This window comes from Stenotrophomonas maltophilia group sp. msm4 (assembly GCF_032025605.1).
GTDB classification, from domain to species: domain Bacteria; phylum Pseudomonadota; class Gammaproteobacteria; order Xanthomonadales; family Xanthomonadaceae; genus Stenotrophomonas; species Stenotrophomonas sepilia.
The window spans coordinates 1,083,181-1,099,535 of sequence record NZ_JAVSKK010000001.1 but is presented as its reverse complement, the minus strand read 5'-3'; the positions used below and the strand labels follow the sequence as shown (position 1 = coordinate 1,099,535).

Genomic DNA, 16,355 nt, shown 5'->3' with positions numbered 1-16,355 from the left:
GAAGGCCCGAGCATTATCTACAGGATCCTAAGAGGTCCCGACGGCCCTACGGAGAGGGGTCGATCCACGGGGTAAAGCATTTTCGAAGTAGCAGCGGTATTGGGTTTGTTGCTTGACCAGGCCATAGGCGACACGCGCCATCTTCGCGGCCACGGCAGTCAGTGCTTTTCTTTTGCGGTCGGCGTTGGATGGATCGTTCCGGATGTAGCGCTCGTACTTCTCCCGGAAGCTGTTCTCCCGCATCCGGATGGCCACTGTGGCGGCAAACCAGAAGGCGAAGCGAAGGCGCGCATTGCCGCGCTTGGACAGCCGCTCCTGGCCCTTGTATTGGCCTGATTGGCACTTGGCCAGATCGAGGCCGCAGTACTTCAGGAACTGGCGATGGTGGGCGAAGCGACGCAGGTCGCCAGCCTCGGCCAGAATGGTCAGTGCAAGCACAGGTCCAATACCCGGAATCGAACGCAGCGACTCATAGTCTGGGCGCCCCGAAAGGGTCTGGTGCGCCTGTTCCGCGAGCCGGTCGCGCTGCTGGACCAGCTCCTGGAAGCGCTGCAATTGCAGGCGGAAGCTCTGAACCTCGAGCGAGTCATCGGCGACAGGCAAGCCAATGCTTCGCAGGGCGATTTCATATAGTTCGCGTAGCCATGCCGCCTTGTTGACCTTGCGCCCCACCAGGTCCCACGCCTCCTTGCGGAACGTCTCGTAGTCACGCTGTTGGATTGATGCCGCAGTAGGAAAGCGGAGCATGAAGCGGGCGAACCAGTCCGCATGTGCGCTGTCGAAGTAGCGCTCGATTTCGGGAAAGTACAGCGGCAGATAGTGCGTCATCAAAGCTGTGCTGCAGTCGCGTCCTTGCCAGGCTGATCTGATAGTGAGTCTTGGACAGCTCCTGCAATCCGTGGTACCCGGCCAGCAAGGGATCAATGTAGCGCAGCGTCATGCCCTGCTTGAGCAGGGCGAGAATCACGCGGGCATCTTTCGGGTCGTTCTTGCCCCATGAGTTGAACATTGCTTCGCGGTAGCGGGCGCCAGCGACCGATGAGACAAGGCAAACGTCGAAGCCTTCCGTGAGAAGCCGGAAAGCCAGCGTTCGATGGCAGTCTCCAGTGGGTTCCATGGCGATCCTGGCAGGCTGGGGTAATCCACGCAGCAGAGCGACCAGACGATCGTGCTCTTCCATCGAGCTGGCCATCCGAAACTGCTGCTGCTTGCCGTCAGGCGTTTCAATCAGGACGGCATGGTGACGCTTGGCAATATCAATCGCGACCCACGTGGCCGCAGGCGTAGCATTGGGCTGGGCAGTCATCGTCGGCAAGCTCCTGTGGTGTGTGAGAACCCTCAGGATGACCTTGGAGACGGTGGCTGCCCACGTCATGGGGATGCTTCCAGATGTACTACGGCCCCGAGTTCACCAGCCGGGCCTTCATCGCATGGACGCAACGCCACGGCATCAAGCACCTGTTGATCGAGCCGGGCAGGCCCATGCAGAACGGCTACATCGAGAGCTTCAACGGCAAGTTCAGGGACGAGTGCCTCAACGAACACTGGTTCACCTCGCTCGCCCAAGCCCGCCAGGTCATCGCCGACTGGCGACGCGACTACAACCAGGTGCGACCACACAGCAGCTGCGGTCGAATCCCGCCTGCCCAGTTCGCTGCCAACCACCGAGCACAACAAGCCGACAACGCAGTAACCTTCAACCCCGGGCTTTATCAGTAATCACTGGTATGGCCAGTGGGGGCAGGTCAGCCGCGCGAATCCGCGAGATGCACGAGGACAGCCGTGGCACTCTCGGCGCCGGTCGCATGCACGAAGACCTGGTCGATCAGGGCGAGTCGGCCAGCTTGAACCGCGTGGCGCGACTGATGGCGGCCGAGGGTTTGCAGGGCTGGCCGCGCCCGAAGCGGCGCGGTCAGCGCGGACGGCCGGCGCTCACGCCTCCGGGCGTGCGCAACCTGCTGGAGCGGGACTTCACCGCACTGGAGCCGGAGACCAAATGGGTCGGCGCTCAGCCTGTTCCAGGTCAAGAGCTATGCCGACGAATTCCGCGCGGCGGTGGGCGGCAAGTCCGCACCTCCGTTGCCGGTGGACCAGGACCATTCGGTGAGCCTGGTCACCGATGACATGGAAGACACCACCCGCGACTTCGTGCTCAAGCGCCTGGCGCAGGAATTGAAGGGCCTGCCTCTGGAGGATTTCGTGGTGCACCTGCTGCAGTGCATGGGCTACCACGCGCGCAAGACCCGTGTGAACGAGCCCAGCGTGGACGTGATCGCCCACAAGGACCACCTGGGCATCGAGCCGCCCATCATCAAGGTGCAGGTCAAGAGCAGCCCCAACACCGTGGCCGACAAGGACGTGTCGGCGCTGTACGGCAAGCTGTCCCACGGCGAATACGGGCTGTTCGTGACCCTGGGCAGCTACAGCCCGTCCTGCCGCAATTTCGAACAGGGCAAGGGCAACCTGCGCCTGATCGACGGAGATGAACTGGTGGACCTGATCTTCGCCCACTACGAGCAGTTCGATTCACGCCACAAGGGCCTGCTGCCGTTGCGCCGCATCTACGTGCCGCAGGTGCTGGAGGCGGACTAACAATGGCAGGGCTGCGAATTTGATGCATCGCTCCATCTATCTGGTACGCCACGGAGAAAGTGTCTCCAATGCGGGTGGCATCACCATGCCCCATGCCTTGATTCCACTAACAGAAGCGGGGCGCAAGCAGGCAGAGGCGCTATCGGCTCGGTTGCCAGCTCAGCCCCCCAGGATTCTTGCCTCGCCCTTTATCAGGGCGCTGGACACCGCCGAGCCTTACGCCAAGCGAAGGCAGGTCAAGATCGAGCAGGAGCCGTTGCTGCAGGAATTCGACATGATCGACCCGGTGTTGATCGCCGGCATGGACCAAGACCAACGGCGCCCGATCGCCGATGCGTTCTGGAAAGAGGGTGATCCCACAAAGCAGATGGGCGAGCAGGCCGAAAGCTTCGGGCAGTTCGCGAGCCGAGTATCCGCGTTCATGACCGACCGGCTCCCGCTGCTACCCGACGGAACGGTCTGCTTCGGTCACGGCATCTGGATCGGCATGGTGGCGTGGAAGCTGTTGGGGTTCGGCGCAGACACCAGTGATGACATGCGCCGCTTCCGGCGTTTCCAGACTGGCCTGCCGCTGCCCAACGGCGCGGTCTACGCGCTTGAGGAATTGGCGCCCGCTCAGTGGTTACTCCTCAATAGATTCGCGTGAATCACACGCTTCCGCACCGCGGTCGAAGCATCGCCGATTACTTTGGCCTGCGCTGCGGAAGTGACTCCACCGTTGCTTCTGGCAGCGCGCCCAGCTGCGCCAGCTGGTCCCTTGAGCCGCTGTACGATTCATAGAACTGTGCCCACTTGCTGAAGCCGCCCAGTTCGCCTACTGCGCGGATCATCGCGACGTGGGATGCCGTGAGCAGAGCGACCTGCGATTCAAGCTCGGCGATGCGCACATCGCGATCTGCCAGGGCGCTGGCCGCGGCATCACCAGAGAGCTTTCCAGGCCTGCCTCGCCAACGACGGAATTCGGCTTGCCGCTCCTGATACTGCGCAAGCATGCGGCTGCGTTCTTTGCTGCGGGTGATCGATGATGCGGCTTTGATTTGCGGATGCAAGCGTGCAACCGCCCGCGCGGTGATGTCCTCGTCGCGCGATAGCAGGTCGTCCAGCACTCGGCGCATTTCCGGATCGCAATCGCGTGTGGCTTGTTGCAAGCTGTCGTTATCCATCCATGACTCCGCTGCGGCGAGGAAGAGAGAGGTCGGGACCATCAGGGAATGGCTTATCGCCTTCCTTGGTCGCCAGGAGCGTGCGCACGCCGTCAAGTCTGACCTTGGCATGTTGAACCTGGTTCGTGCGGCCGATGCTCTTTGATGGCCTGGCTTCTGCGATCTCGACAGCCGCGGCCAACTTGAGTTCGAGCGTCCGCAGGTGACGGCGGTTCTCCGGCAAGTTGGTTGCCGACAGATGACGGCAGCCGGAGAAGCACTCCAGATGCTTTGGACACGGATCGACAGTGAAGCTGTTCAAGCAATGTCCGTATGGAGTCGCGTGAAAGCCATCGGCTTCGACCTTCAGAAACTCGAACGCTGCGGTGTCACCCTCCGCGCTCTGGATCTTCTTGAACGCATCCACGATTGGACCACTGGCTTTGCCGGATTGGATCATCTTCGCGACAGTGCTGGCTTTCTCGCCGAGTGCCATTTCCACGTCTGGAGGCAGTTCGAGTTGATCCAACTCTTCCGCCAAGCTGCGATGATCGTACTCGTAGCTTTGGGCCACGCTGCGGCGATTGAAGCGTTTGGAGATGACGGTGTCGGCTACGCCGAGACGGAAAAGCTCGGTGTTCTGTAGGTGACGCAGGGTATGGGAGGTGAGTACCAGGTCCTTGTCGTCGTCAGATTGCCCATACCGTTTGAAAAGCGTGTCGCGGGACTTCTGCTCGCCGAGGGAAAGATTGACCAAGCTTGTATCGGGCCGACCAACGGAGATGTATCGGGTGACATCGCAGACCCCATTGTTTCGCTCCTCGGCTAGGGACCGTTTCGGATGCAGGAAAAGGAATTCCCAGGAAGCAAAGCTGCGATCGGTCAGACTGAAAAGCTCGGTGTCCGGCAACTTTGAGCTGGCCGCGACACGAAGGTAACTTTCAAGATCTCCGATTCTTACGAAGACCTTGCTCATGTCGCGCTTGCCGTTGGGTGAGACCGCCCTGCCTTCGACGTCTCTCAGCACCAATGCGCCACCATCTTTGCCCTCGAATCCCGCCATCCGGCGAAAGTACATGCGAGCGGTCGCACTCATTTCACCTTGAAGACTGGCATTCAAGCTCTCTTGAACTTTCTGGAGCTCGTCGAAGCAATCAGCGGAATAGTTTTGACGGCACTTCTGCATCCAATACTGTTTCTTGTCCTCGGCCAGGTCTAGCCAGAAGGCGTTTCCGGAAAGGCGAGAGTAGATTTGCGTGGTCGGCACCAGCTCACCGAGCGCAAAGTCTGGCAGAACGCGCCCTGTTTCAGTTTGCTTCCTCAGCGTGCTTCGTAGCGGATTTGTGATTGCCTCAGCACGGGTCAGGGTCTCGCTCACGATCTCCTCGAACATCTGGGGAACGTAGTGAGTCTTGGCGACTAGCACCTTGCTATCTGCATTCTTTGCCTGCTGCTTTTCGGCGAAGTGCCGAATCATGAGCGATTTGGAGTAGCCACCTAGCTCCCCTGCAGGCCGCTGCTTCGAGTCGTAATAGTGCCGGTCCGTCCGCCACTCAGCGGGGAGGAGCGTGGCCTCACCAATTCGGAAGCCCGTCAAGATCATGATGCGAATGGCCGCAAAGCGCAGTTCGTCCATGAAGGTCAGGGGCTGCTCGGTCATAACGATCCGGACCAACTCCCAGAACGCGCGACGTTCTGGTAGGCGCTCAGCGCGCTTGCGATCTTCCAGGTTGTGCCGAATCTCCGCTTGAGAATTGAGAAATTTGGACCGCCGAGTGGCTCTAGGCTGGAGACGTGCGGCGGCGAGGGCAGGGTAGAGCGGCCCCACATCGGCCAAATGGTTGGCATCAAACACCACCTTGGTCAGACCCGCGATCAAGTCGCCAAGCTTGCCCGACGCCTGGATGCTGTTGCCGGTGCGAACCGCGAGAGCCATCTCGTCGACGGTGACACTCCACGGCTCAGCGTCCCCCGCGCATGTAGCGATCACGCGCAAGGGGCGTGCCACATTGTTGGCGATGTGACCGAACGAGTTGCGGCGAACAAACAGCTGTTCCATGACGGCAGCTTTGATGAGGTCTTGCCATGCGAGCGAAAAAGTGCGCGCATGCAGAACCGGTAGCCCGTTCGAAGAGTGGGCTGCGTTGAGCGCATCAAGTGCCGAAGGTTCCGAACTGAAGTGGCGCAAGCGATGCTTAGGTGCAACGCCTCCTGCAAGCGCAGTGAGGTCCCAGTCGTACCCTTTGATCGCCGTGCCGCTCTGGTCCAGAGGAATTCCCCAAGGAACCCCATGCGTCGCGGCCAGTTCCATTCCGAGCTTGATGAAAGCGGCGAAGTGGGGATTCAAGACGGCGTACCTTCGAGCTCAACCACCACTGCCTGAACCTCTGCGATCGTCCGTTCAAGCTGTAGATAGGCCGGCGAAACCGCGTCGCCACGAGACGAGTCGTGGAAAAACCGCGCCACATCCCGAAAGTCGGCTAGAACTCTCGAGTGCATCTGAACGTCGTGAATCGGCATGAACTTCCTGCAGCCGTAGCAGGACAAGATCGGGTTGTAGGGACACGCAGCCTGCCCGGAGGTGCACCCACCGATCCCCGCGATCGGAACACCATGTGGCGCTCCGCCAATCTGCTGGGACTCTTTCAATTGCGCGAGTTCTTCTGGACCGATAAAACGATTGTGGGCAATGCGAGCCACGCGCTGATAGATCTCGGAGATTCCCAGGGCTTTGTTCACCCGCTCAGCCTGGTTGGCCGATGTTTCGTAGTACACGAGCGCAGTCGTCATATCCGAGTGCCCAAGGAACTCGGCCAGTTCCTCTTGGCTTGCGCCGGCGTCAACGAGGCGTTGAGCGGCTGTATGTCGTAGATTGACGGCAGTCGCGCCAAGCTCGAGCAGATCGCGGAGTAGGGAGCTGATGCGACGACTTGCTTCATTTGCGGATGTGGCGCCGAACACCCTAGCGCCCGCGTCATCGCCATCAACCTGAAAGCGCCGTTCGATCTCGACGAAAAGAGGTGTCCACTCGCGTTTTACTCGTCTAAGCAGCGGCTTGGCGGCACTAGAACTCCGCTGTTTCGCCATGCGGAATGTGATGTGGACGGAAGCGAACATGTCGACGGATTCGTGACGAACTTTGACGTCACGAAACGTGAGCATTGCGATCTGAACCGGTCGCATCCCGAACTGGTACGCACACAGCAGCATCGCTGCGTCTTGCACATCTTCGAGGGTCAGCGACGACGCTTTGGCCTGGATTGCCGCTTCGTCCAAAAAACGAACTACCGCCGCTTCATCATCCACCGAGAGAAACGCTTCGCCAGACCGGACGACGGCGTACTTGTCGTTGAAGGGAAGGGGCAGGGCGGATATCACACCGTGATAGGAGTCAGCCCATTGGTTGAGTCGATATTTGCATAGCAGTCGCAGGATAGATTTCGCGCACGCGTACGCTTCCGCCGGCAGGTCGCGTGCAAAAAATGTCGCCCAGAATGATCCTATTCCTGTTGGTGCTACCCCCAACAACCTGACGATTTCTGCCTCGCCGATTGCCTTGCTGCCACGGGCGTACTTGCTTGCCGACGATGGAGCCAGGCCTTCACCCAGGAGGTACAAGAAGACGTGTTTTATCAACAAGGCGAGTTGCTCGGACAGATGATCAAAGCCAACTTTCACAACCCGGCCATCGATATGAACCGCAAAACATCTGGCATTGGCTGGATCTCGAATTGATCGTTGCTTTCCGTCGAAATCGTCGTAGTACCGAATCACCGGAGGCAACGACGGTAGTTGAGCAACTATTTCGCAAGCCCCAGCTTCCAGCTGCCATTGAATATTTTCATTTCTAGCCATGTCGCGCTCCAAGCGAGGCCTAGGAGGGGATCGCTCTTAGAACGGAAACTCTCTCGTCTAACGCGTCGTTCCAGACTGACGAGAGACGATCTTCAAACACTGCCCGGGCATAGCGAACTGGCATCTGTGACTCTCTGGACCAACCAAAAAACGCCCTGAGCTTCTGGAGCGCTTCTTCCATTGGATCACCCTGCTGCAGCAGCTGATTCAGTCTTACCACGGCGCATGTATGACGCAGATCGTGGGGTGTTATGGTCGTCTTCTGATTTCTGTCCGTTAGCTCTTTAAGGGCAGCGCGTGGGAGGCTCACGGAGATCTTTGCGAACATCTTCGTCAAAGACTCCGTTGACAACGGCGTGTTCTGCTGCGTGTTCAACAGGAAGGCGTGACTTGGCTTTCCTCGATAGTTCTCGACGTAGGTTTGCACCAACGCAGCAATCGTGTTGCTCACTGGCAGTTGACGAACGGAATCCGCAGATTTAATGCTGGGTCGCGAATACCGTGGATCAACCTCGTCATCGGAATACTTGCTTTCCGACACGTTCAACCAGTGCCGGGGTCGTTGTTGACGATCATCGAATCCGCTTTTGACAACATCCGCCGTGAGGAGCATCAGCTCACCGCGCCGGAGGCCCTGGTGAAGCATCAACAAGAAGGCCACGAAGGTTAGCCACCTGGTATGCGTTCTGGGGAATGGGTTGGTCGCAGATGCTGGGTCCAACATTTCGTATAACACTTCAACCACGCTGGCCGGCAGTGAACGGATCTGGCTCGCGTGCTTGCTCTTTCGCACATGTAGCTGCCCATAGAGATTGGACAGGCGATGCAGCCGACCCTCGATATGCCGTAATCGATCCGTTGGCAGGGTTGTCTTCGACAGCCAAGTGACTACGGCCGTGACGAAGGACAACCCGGTTCTCCAACGTGTCTCGTCGGCGGACCCTACGTAGGCTTGGTTTCGGATGGATATGAACCAAGACTCAAGAATCTCGGCAAGCCGTACGTCATCCAGGTCGCCCAATGCATCGTCTAGAGAACTGGTTCCAAATAGGCTGTCTGCGTGGGCGTAGAGGTTCTCCACATAGCGTAGCCGCTTGACCTGAGTGGATGCGGCAAGCTCAGAACTCGACATCGATGTCCAGACGCTGGCCCAGTAGCGCGGCAGCCTGTAGCGATCATCGACAATCAATGCGCCTCGGAGTGAGCTCGGGACTTGAGGATCATTCAGCAGTCTAAGCACAAGGAACTCTTGGAGAGAGCAACATGATTTGTACCATTTATCACGTCACTGTTGCGGTCAAGTAGGCCTAGAAGGCCTTCTCAACGCAACACCTCAATAACTACCACTTTTTCGCATAATGTATACACCGTGGGCTTTATCGAAGCCCGCGACTGCCGCCTGAGCCTTGTGGGGTAGCGCGAAACCTACAGCCAGACATAGCGCCATCGCTGTGGCGGCGAGCTTGCGCCATACCGCTTTTTCCTCGCGGCTGACCGCTCGTGCTTCTCCGACGATCCCTAGGACACGGGCCAGCGGAAGGCCGGTCAGGCCCGCCAAAGTTGCGCACATCACGGTATCCGGCAGCGAATAGCCTGATTTCCAGTTCGCAATCGTTCCGCGCGATACGCCGAGCTGCCGCGCAAATTCCGCGTCACTACTGACGTTCAGCGCTTTCCGCGCTGCATCGATGAGGTCTGTAACCGTCTGCATCGTTCAACCCTGTTGACACCCGTGTTCAACCCCTTTATACATTGCTCCGCGTTCAACGGCGTTGAGCGCCCCTCCACCGGCACCCCAAGGCCGGTCGGGGGGTCCCCTTGGGGCTTGGGGAGGGGTAGGGCACATGGACGCACTTGTTCTCGCCGTGCTGCTGGGGTGTATCGCAGCCGTGTCGTTGGGGTTAGCCAAATTCGTGACGTGGTGTGTTGATCGGCGTGCGTTCTCCGCTGGTCGTACTGCACGCGAAAGCCAGTTTGTTGCCCAGGCGGTCGTCGACCTTCGCCGCATGGAAATCGAAGCCACCAAACGCGGCAACCTGCTAGCCGCTGCTGAACTCGCTGAAGAGCAGGAGCGCGCCGCATGAGCAGGTTTCCTTCATTCGCCGAACTGGCGGAGTTCGATATGGGTCTTGCGGGGTGCGCCGCGCTCATCGCCGTTTGGCTGGGAGTGGCATTGCTCTCCATCGTGATCGAGCAGGCATGGCTGGCGCTTCGCTACTGGTTCAAGCGGCGGAAGGGCAATGTCCGATGAACAGTCACTTCCCCAACAGTCCGTGCTACCTGTGCGGGGGCAGCCTACAGACCCTCCGAGCATCGGATGCGACGCTGAACTGCTGCGCCAGCTGCGGCACGTTGATTACCAAGCGCAGGGATACGCCGAGCTACTCCAGCGCGTTCCCTGGCAACAGTTTTGGACGCTCACGTTCAAGCTCAGTAAGACCAGTCGAACAGGCGGCATGCACGAGGAAGCGGCTGATAAAGCGTTCCGCTACTTCGTCAGCTGCCTCAACCGCAGCATCTACGGTCCCAAGTGGGCATCACGCTGGCACGGCGGCATTCAGTGGGCGCGAGGGCAGGAGTTCCATCGCGATGGCCGCTTGCACTTCCACGCCGTTGCAGCTGCACCTACCGATGACCTCAACCGCCTCGCCAGTCGTTACGAGTGGCACGAATGGTGGTACCGGGAGTTCGGCCGCAATCGCATCGAAGCGCCGCGCAGCCAGGCAGACATTACCGGCTACGTAAGCAAGTACGTCACGAAAGGGGGTGTGGTCGATTTCTCGCGGAACTTCGGGGCATGGAACCCGCCGCCCATCGACTACACCCGCCGCCCAGAGCAAGACGCCTTGATCGCAGGCGACAGCAACACGCGATCCGACCGGCCAGGGCGACACCTGGTCACCGGGCGGACTGATGCAAGCATCGCGCAACGGGGCAACAAGCGGTCCACCACGTCTCCCTGCGGGGGGGTAGGGGGGGACTTAGCTTGACCCCACAGTACCGCCCGAAATTTGCCGAAGACGAAACAACGAAACCACACACAGACCCGAACGAGGAAATGAAATGAACGCTCCCAAGATCACGATCAACAGCGCTGTCGAGACCCGCTATGTCACCACGAAGGCCGGCGTGCAAAAGCCTGTGTACTCACAGCGTGCCACGTTGGAAACCGAAGCCATGCGCATCCAGGTGGAAGTCGAGGTTGATGGCCCCGAGAAGGGCTACGCGGTTGGCTCCGTCAAGGAATGGGACGTTGTCACTGACCTGGTGCCCGGTCGTTATGGCATCGAACTCGCTCGCCGCATGACCTTGGTTGACCCGGCAGGCGCGAAGCCGCAGCCGGCTAACAAGGCGGCCTGATCATGTCCGGCCCGGCACCCCTCTACGTGGTCGGTTGCGCTACTGAGAACGTGCAGCAGGACGGCACGTGTTCGGTGCCGGTCTGGATGCCATACCACCAGCCAATTCTGCCTCCCCTGGATTTGGCCGATGGGACCCTCGTTGCAGGAGCGATTGTTTTGTCCTGGGCGATTGGGTTGAAGGCGCGCCTCGTATTCCGCGCTGCGCGCATAGGGGTCTACTGATGACGAGGAAAACCACAATGAAGTACATGAACATCGCCCGCCGTTTCGGTGCCTCCGCGGTCGCCAAGCTCAGTGCCGGTACCACCGCCCTGGTCGTTTCAGGTGCCGCGCTGGCTTCCGGCAGCACCTCGCCTGGTGCGGCCATCGCTGCGGAGGTCTCCAAGGGCAACGCAGACATGGCGATCGTGATCGGCGCCATCGCCCTGCTGCTGGGCATCCTGGTGGTGTGGGCTTTCACCAAACGCGCCGCCAAGGGTTGATCGGGGCGCAAGGTCACTATCGGGGGTGCGCGGAAACGCTCGCCCCCTTTTTCATTTAGGGAGAAGTGTCATGGGGTACTTCGTGATTATCGCCTTCTGTGGTGCCTGCTGGATTGCGTTTGAGGGCGTGTGATGGGCCTCCGTCTACTTAGCACCTTTATCCTGATCCTGTTGATGCTGGTTGTGGGGACTTCGTTTGAGGCCACTGCGCAGGTTCCGGTTTACCCCTGTTCAACGTCGAAGGACGTGTACAGTAGTCAATGCCCTGATGAGGGTAAGGCGTATGCCGCAGCTTGGGCAGTGGCGAGGGCTGTAGCTCAGTCCTCAAACGCGAGTTCGCCGGGTGTTTGGTGTCCTGGCGTGAAGCGTGCGGGTGGGGCAACTGCATATACCGCCTATGTCACACCTTGTGCCAATCAAGGCCCTCAGTGGGAGACTCGCACTCGCACGTGGCCGCAAGGCCAGGAGTGTTCGAGTCAGACAGGCGGAGTGACGCCGTTCTTCCCTCCATCGGGCTCAACCAGGTGCCGCGAGGGGTGCGAGTTCCAGTACCGCGATAACGGCGACGATACGACGACCTATAGTGCTACCGGCAAGGTTTGCGATGGCAAGCCGGATTGCACGGCGGGCGGTCGCAACATGGTTTGGAACGCCATGCTGGGCGTGTGCCAGCCGGTGGAGCCCGAGTGCCCGGAGGGTAAGGTCAAGGTGGGTAACGCTTGTGCCGATGAGAAGCCCTGCCCGGATGGCATGGCGTTGGTCGCAGGCTCGTGTAAGAAGAAGGACGAAGAGTGTCCTTCTGGCATGGTGCGCAGTCCTTTGGGCAGCTGCATACCTGGCGACGGACAGTGCGCCAAGGGAGAGGTGCGCGGCCCCGATGGAACGTGTAAGCGCGATAGTGATAACGACGGCGACCCTGACCCGACCGGGCCGGATGATCCGGAGACGTTCAGCGGTGGGGATGCTTGTAATGCCCCTCCTTCGTGCAGCGGCTCCCCGATCATGTGCGGCCAGGCCCGGATCCAGTGGCGCATCGAATGCAATACACGCAGGAACAACAACATCAGCGGTGGACACTGCTCGCAGTCGGGCATGCCGACTTGCACCGGTGAGAAGTGCAACGCCATGGAGTACGCGGGGTTGTTGATGCAGTGGCGCTCTGCGTGTGCGCTAGAAAAGATGGCGGGAGAGAAGGCGGAGTCGCCCGGCACGAGCAAGACCGACGCGAATGGGAACGGTGTCCCTGATGCCCTGGAGGGCAGGGGAGAGGTCACCGGGATTGGGGACAACGCAGCTGATATCGCCAGTGCCAAAAAGTGGGGCATCGGTCTTTCGACCGACAGTCTTGACACTAGCAACATGTTCGGCGGTGCTGGAACGTGCCCTGAGCCTCCGGCGATCACGATCATGGGCAAAACCGTTAGTTCGGCAGAGTTCCCTTACTTCTGCCGTATTGCCGCAATCCTTCGCGCATTGATCCTGATCTTTGGTGCCTACTCCGCGATTCGAATTCTCATGGGAGGTCTTTTCTGATGGGCATGATTTCTGACTGGATCGTGGATGCAACAACGTCACTGGTCGGCAAGCTGAAGGATGCTGCAGCCGGGCTGGTTGGAAAAGGGCTTGCTACGTTCGGCCTGACTACTGTCACGTTCAATGCGCTGCTGCCCAAGCTCAAAGAGTTCGTCATGCAGTTCATTGGCGGAATCGACGGTCCTGCATGGCAGATGCTCAATTACCTTGGCGTTGGCATTTCTTTCTCAATGATCTTCTCTGCATTGACGGTGCGCATGGCCTGGAAGGTCTTCATCGTGCCCAAGGCTGTCGCTGACCAGTTGGGGGCGGGCTCATGATTTACTGGTATACCGGCCAGCCTGGGCACGGCAAAACGCTCCACGCCATCGAACGCTTGCTTGAGTTCAAGGATCAGGGGCGCATCGTCTACGCGTGCAATATTCGCGAGTTCGACTACGCTAAAACTGGCGTTCTAGAGATGACGCCGGAGCAGTTCCGCGACTGGCCCAACTTCCTTCCTGATGGCGCTGTCGCCCTGGTCGATGAGGCGTATGAGCACGGCATGCTCCCCAAGCGGCCAGCCGGTGCGAAGGTGCCGCATCACGTGGAGCAGCTTGCCAAGCATCGGCATAAGGGCTTGGACTTCATCTTCGTAAGCCAATCCCCCGACAAGCAGTGCGATCAGTTCGTACACGACCTGATTGAGCGCCACGTACATGTTCGTCGCCGCTTCGGAACGAAGTTTGTGCACCTGCGCGAGTTCGACAAGTTCGAGGCACGGGCTGAGAAGGCCACGCCCCTGACGATCAAGCGCAAGACGCTACCGAAGCGCCCGATGGGCATGTACAAGTCCACCGAACTTGATACCACTGAGCGCAAGATTCCTTGGTACTACATCGCGCTGCCGATTCTCATCGTCGCTGCCGTGGTGATGCTATACGTGGCGTTCGGGCGAATGGACAAGCGCATGAGCGGCGGCGAGCTTCCCGCGCCAGGTGGTGCCAGTGGCGTCAGCGCTCCGCGCGACGGAGCGTCAGCGACGGCGGGCGGAGCGGTGGCGACCAATCCTGCGCACCCTCTCAAGGATTACGTCGACAAGTTCTTACCGCGTGTCCCATCCCAGCCATGGAGCGCGCCGGTATACGACGACGCACTCAGTGTTCCCAGCGAGCCGCCGCGTGTGTTCTGCATGTCGTCGTTGGGTGGCGAGAATGGCCTCGGTGGTCATGACGAGCCTAGCTGCAATTGCGTGACGGAGCAGGGCAGTCGTTACGACCTGGACGAGCCAACGTGTCGGTACGTTGCACGGCGTGGGCAGTACGAGCCGTATCTGCCTCGGCGTGAGAACAGGCTTGTGGACGGTCAGACACAGATCAACCGCGCCCTGGATCAGATCGAGCAGCGGGGGCAGGGCGTAGCTATTGAGCGGCAGCCTCGCGCAATGGGGAGCTTTCCCGAATCGCCTCCCATCCCGACCAGCACCTATATGACAACGCCAGCTGGGGAGAATCGGCTATGACCAGCGGTGGACGTGAACTGCTCAAGTGGCTGGCCCTGGTGCTGATGACCGGCGATCACGTTGTGACTGTGTTTGGCTTGGGTCACGTGCCAGTCGTTTCCCAGCTCGGTCGGGTTGCATTCCCTGTGTTCGCCCTGGTCATGGCTTACAACCTGGCGCAACCTGGCGCCGATGCGGGGAAGTCTGCTCGGCGCCTGGCGCTTTGGGGCTTGGTTGCCACTCCCGCGGCTGTGCTGGCATTCGGCCAGGCGTTGCCGCTCAACGTCCTGCTGACGTTCGCCGCCGCAGCCGGCTGCATATGGGCGCTGGAACGCCGTCAGTGGGCGCTGGGCGCACTGCTTTGCATTGTCGCCCCTGTCGCCCTTGACTACGCCTGGCCCGGCGTATGGCTCGTTCTGGCGGCCTGGGCGTGGTTCAAGAATCATGGAAACCGCCCGCACTTCCTGCTGGGCTCTTGGGACTGGCGTCGCCAACACCTCTACCTGGTGCTGCCGATCTGGGTATGGGCTTGCATGGGTCTGCTCTGCCTCTACAACGGCAACGGCTGGGCGTTGTTGGCCCTGCCTGTCATCGTCCTGGGCGCACTACCGGCACGGATTCCACGATCAGGCCGGGCCTTCTACGCGTATTACGTGGGCCACCTCGCAATCTTGGTCGTGCTTGCGGCTATGGTCGGTGCATGAGCAGATTCTTCGACCTGCATTACTGGTTTGCCTGGTGGATGGACTGGGCGTTCAAGCGACGCTAGCCTTGTCGGAGTGATCAAACCTGACAGGGGTAGGGTATGGATATCCGCGCTGGCTTCCTTTTCGTACTACTGGCATTCGCTCTGCCCGCCACAGCGCAGCTGCAGTCGGCTACCGGCCCCAGGCCGAAGCCTCTCCCGGCGGCCCCGAAGCCTGCTTACAACTCGATGTCAAAGACCACCACGCCGCTCAATTGTCACGAATTGGCCTGGCCGAACCACCCGCATCCTGGCGTAAAGACGTACTGCGAGCACCTCGAAGCCCGTCTGCTTTCAGATGAGGCGCGCCGCGCCGGTCGCCCTGGTCCTTCCGATAGCGTCGTCGCGCTCCCTTCGCTCGGGTCCGAAGCTTCCAAGCGATCTGGACTCGCCTGTATTGGCGGCCAAGCCTTCCGAAAGCTCTCAAACGGATGGGAACAGGTTTCTTCGCCCGCAGGCGGCTGGCAGCGCTGCCGCGAGCAGTGACCGGGGTGTAGGGGCTGCGCCCCTACGGAAACGCCTTACACGCGCTCGCGACGTTTCGGCCCCGATACCGGCAGGATTGCTCCTGGTGGCTCGGCGTCGGGGCCAGCCATCGCCACCGCCGAACGCTCTTTGCGCCGGCTCACAACGTCTCGCAGATTGACGACAGTGGCAGGATGATGGTGAATGCCGGCGTTCCGATTGTGCACAATGCTGGAACTGTCGATCGACGGTGCCGAGCGCGCAGCTTCCATCATCCGGCGCCATTCCTGCGCCTGGCAGGCAGTGAGCGACAGCCAGGCCAGATCCTCGGGCAGCAGCTCGCGGCCTTCGGGCGTAATCAGACGGTCACCCAGGAAAGAAAAACCGGCCCAAGGGCCGGTCAAGTCGATACGGTGGTGCGGGTCGAACTCAATCATGCCGCGATCTCATCCTTGGCCGGGGTCCCAGGGCGCAGGCAAGAGCCGAGCCAGAGGCCCAGCCATTGCCACGCGGAGCCGACGAACGAGGACCAGCGCTGACCGAAGCGCCTGATACCACTTTTTCGCATAATGTATATTATGTTCACCTGAGACTGGACCGAACCGGTGGGTTGGCACCCATCCACTTCAGCTTTGCGTCTCCTCAAGACCTCTCTGTGAAGCCTCTGCGTAGGACGACCTTCAGCGCCATCTCTTACCG

Annotated in this window: 17 protein-coding genes and 3 pseudogenes; 13 read left to right on the top strand and 7 right to left on the bottom strand. The window is 60.1% G+C overall.

Annotated elements, in window-relative coordinates; translation table 11 throughout:
- Positions 1 to 27: 27 nt before the first annotated feature.
- A pseudogene (locus tag ROV93_RS05170) lies at positions 28 to 1,306 on the bottom strand (IS110 family transposase).
- A 92-nt stretch (positions 1,307 to 1,398) separates the two neighbouring features.
- On the opposite strand from ROV93_RS05170, the pseudogene ROV93_RS05165 reads away from it, so the two are divergent.
- From ROV93_RS05165 to ROV93_RS05150, 4 genes and pseudogenes are all read left to right on the top strand, one after another.
- Positions 1,399 to 1,719, top strand: a pseudogene (locus tag ROV93_RS05165) (integrase core domain-containing protein); the annotation flags it as partial.
- Positions 1,720 to 1,754: 35 nt separating this feature from the next.
- Positions 1,755 to 2,003 (top strand): annotated as a pseudogene (locus ROV93_RS05160) (IS3 family transposase); the annotation flags it as partial.
- Positions 2,004 to 2,103: 100 nt separating this feature from the next.
- Positions 2,104 to 2,592, top strand: coding sequence for a restriction endonuclease (locus ROV93_RS05155; protein ID WP_312538659.1), 489 nt, complete (start codon positions 2,104 to 2,106; stop codon positions 2,590 to 2,592).
- 22 nt (positions 2,593 to 2,614) lie between these two features.
- The gene (locus ROV93_RS05150; protein WP_005409645.1) at positions 2,615 to 3,238 is read left to right on the top strand and encodes a histidine phosphatase family protein; all 624 of its coding nucleotides are present in this window, start codon (positions 2,615 to 2,617) and stop codon (positions 3,236 to 3,238) included.
- Positions 3,239 to 3,275: 37 nt separating this feature from the next.
- On the opposite strand, the gene ROV93_RS05145 is transcribed toward ROV93_RS05150, so the two are convergent.
- From ROV93_RS05145 to ROV93_RS05125, 5 genes are all read right to left on the bottom strand, one after another.
- Entirely contained in the window at positions 3,276 to 3,755 is a 480-nt protein-coding gene (locus ROV93_RS05145) for a hypothetical protein (protein ID WP_005409644.1), read from the bottom strand.
- A complete protein-coding gene (locus ROV93_RS05140; RefSeq protein ID WP_258012483.1) occupies positions 3,748 to 6,081 on the bottom strand; it encodes a hypothetical protein in 2,334 nt (777 codons plus the stop codon). Before ROV93_RS05140 ends, ROV93_RS05145 begins: the two co-directional genes overlap by 8 nt.
- Positions 6,078 to 7,589, bottom strand: a complete 1,512-nt coding sequence (locus tag ROV93_RS05135) for a site-specific integrase (RefSeq protein ID WP_049449467.1) — start codon at positions 7,587 to 7,589, stop codon at positions 6,078 to 6,080. Before ROV93_RS05135 ends, ROV93_RS05140 begins: the two co-directional genes overlap by 4 nt.
- Positions 7,590 to 7,608: 19 nt before the next feature.
- Entirely contained in the window at positions 7,609 to 8,829 is a 1,221-nt protein-coding gene (locus ROV93_RS05130) for a site-specific integrase (protein ID WP_032960048.1), read from the bottom strand.
- A gap of 93 nt (positions 8,830 to 8,922) precedes the next feature.
- Entirely contained in the window at positions 8,923 to 9,300 is a 378-nt protein-coding gene (locus tag ROV93_RS05125; RefSeq protein WP_154350808.1) for a DUF3693 domain-containing protein, read from the bottom strand.
- A 133-nt stretch (positions 9,301 to 9,433) separates the two neighbouring features.
- Between ROV93_RS05125 and ROV93_RS05120 the strand changes: the two genes are divergently transcribed.
- The 9 genes from ROV93_RS05120 to ROV93_RS05080 all read left to right on the top strand — a co-directional run bounded on the left by ROV93_RS05120 (position 9,434) and on the right by ROV93_RS05080 (position 15,150).
- Positions 9,434 to 9,673, top strand: coding sequence for a hypothetical protein (locus ROV93_RS05120; protein WP_154350807.1), 240 nt, complete (start codon positions 9,434 to 9,436; stop codon positions 9,671 to 9,673).
- Positions 9,670 to 9,840, top strand: a complete 171-nt coding sequence (locus ROV93_RS05115; protein ID WP_154350806.1) for a hypothetical protein — start codon at positions 9,670 to 9,672, stop codon at positions 9,838 to 9,840. Before ROV93_RS05120 ends, ROV93_RS05115 begins: the two co-directional genes overlap by 4 nt.
- On the top strand, positions 9,830 to 10,579 hold the full coding sequence (locus ROV93_RS05110) for a replication endonuclease (protein ID WP_229298551.1): 750 nt from the start codon (positions 9,830 to 9,832) through the stop codon (positions 10,577 to 10,579). Before ROV93_RS05115 ends, ROV93_RS05110 begins: the two co-directional genes overlap by 11 nt.
- A 73-nt stretch (positions 10,580 to 10,652) precedes the next feature.
- A complete protein-coding gene (locus ROV93_RS05105; protein ID WP_154350805.1) occupies positions 10,653 to 10,949 on the top strand; it encodes a hypothetical protein in 297 nt (98 codons plus the stop codon).
- 241 nt (positions 10,950 to 11,190) lie between these two features.
- The gene (locus ROV93_RS05100) at positions 11,191 to 11,433 is read left to right on the top strand and encodes a hypothetical protein (RefSeq protein WP_154350804.1); all 243 of its coding nucleotides are present in this window, start codon (positions 11,191 to 11,193) and stop codon (positions 11,431 to 11,433) included.
- 489 nt (positions 11,434 to 11,922) lie between these two features.
- A complete protein-coding gene (locus ROV93_RS05095; RefSeq protein WP_312538646.1) occupies positions 11,923 to 12,966 on the top strand; it encodes a virulence factor TspB C-terminal domain-related protein in 1,044 nt (347 codons plus the stop codon).
- Positions 12,966 to 13,286, top strand: coding sequence for a DUF2523 family protein (locus ROV93_RS05090; RefSeq protein ID WP_154350802.1), 321 nt, complete (start codon positions 12,966 to 12,968; stop codon positions 13,284 to 13,286). The genes ROV93_RS05095 and ROV93_RS05090 overlap by 1 nt, the downstream gene beginning before the upstream one ends.
- Positions 13,283 to 14,467: a zonular occludens toxin domain-containing protein gene (locus ROV93_RS05085; RefSeq protein WP_154350801.1), complete on the top strand. Its 1,185-nt coding sequence runs from the start codon at positions 13,283 to 13,285 to the stop codon at positions 14,465 to 14,467. Before ROV93_RS05090 ends, ROV93_RS05085 begins: the two co-directional genes overlap by 4 nt.
- Positions 14,464 to 15,150, top strand: a complete 687-nt coding sequence (locus ROV93_RS05080) for a TraX family protein (RefSeq protein WP_312538638.1) — start codon at positions 14,464 to 14,466, stop codon at positions 15,148 to 15,150. Before ROV93_RS05085 ends, ROV93_RS05080 begins: the two co-directional genes overlap by 4 nt.
- Positions 15,151 to 15,712: 562 nt before the next feature.
- Here ROV93_RS05080 and ROV93_RS05075 read toward each other — a convergent pair.
- Positions 15,713 to 16,093 (bottom strand): DUF3653 domain-containing protein, encoded by a 381-nt coding sequence (locus ROV93_RS05075; protein ID WP_099562425.1) that lies wholly within the window; start codon positions 16,091 to 16,093, stop codon positions 15,713 to 15,715.
- Between the last annotated feature and the right edge of the window lie 262 nt (positions 16,094 to 16,355).

Coding starts and splice junctions, on each gene's coding strand:
- ROV93_RS05150 (WP_005409645.1), top strand. CDS start 2,615: ATGCATCGCTCCATCTATCTGGTACGCCACGGAGAAAGTGTCTCCAAT.
- ROV93_RS05145 (WP_005409644.1), bottom strand. CDS start 3,755: ATGGATAACGACAGCTTGCAACAAGCCACACGCGATTGCGATCCGGAA.
- ROV93_RS05135 (WP_049449467.1), bottom strand. CDS start 7,589: ATGGCTAGAAATGAAAATATTCAATGGCAGCTGGAAGCTGGGGCTTGC.
- ROV93_RS05125 (WP_154350808.1), bottom strand. CDS start 9,300: ATGCAGACGGTTACAGACCTCATCGATGCAGCGCGGAAAGCGCTGAAC.
- ROV93_RS05120 (WP_154350807.1), top strand. CDS start 9,434: ATGGACGCACTTGTTCTCGCCGTGCTGCTGGGGTGTATCGCAGCCGTG.
- ROV93_RS05115 (WP_154350806.1), top strand. CDS start 9,670: ATGAGCAGGTTTCCTTCATTCGCCGAACTGGCGGAGTTCGATATGGGT.
- ROV93_RS05110 (WP_229298551.1), top strand. CDS start 9,830: ATGTCCGATGAACAGTCACTTCCCCAACAGTCCGTGCTACCTGTGCGG.
- ROV93_RS05105 (WP_154350805.1), top strand. CDS start 10,653: ATGAACGCTCCCAAGATCACGATCAACAGCGCTGTCGAGACCCGCTAT.
- ROV93_RS05100 (WP_154350804.1), top strand. CDS start 11,191: ATGAAGTACATGAACATCGCCCGCCGTTTCGGTGCCTCCGCGGTCGCC.
- ROV93_RS05090 (WP_154350802.1), top strand. CDS start 12,966: ATGGGCATGATTTCTGACTGGATCGTGGATGCAACAACGTCACTGGTC.
- ROV93_RS05085 (WP_154350801.1), top strand. CDS start 13,283: ATGATTTACTGGTATACCGGCCAGCCTGGGCACGGCAAAACGCTCCAC.
- ROV93_RS05080 (WP_312538638.1), top strand. CDS start 14,464: ATGACCAGCGGTGGACGTGAACTGCTCAAGTGGCTGGCCCTGGTGCTG.
- ROV93_RS05075 (WP_099562425.1), bottom strand. CDS start 16,093: ATGATTGAGTTCGACCCGCACCACCGTATCGACTTGACCGGCCCTTGG.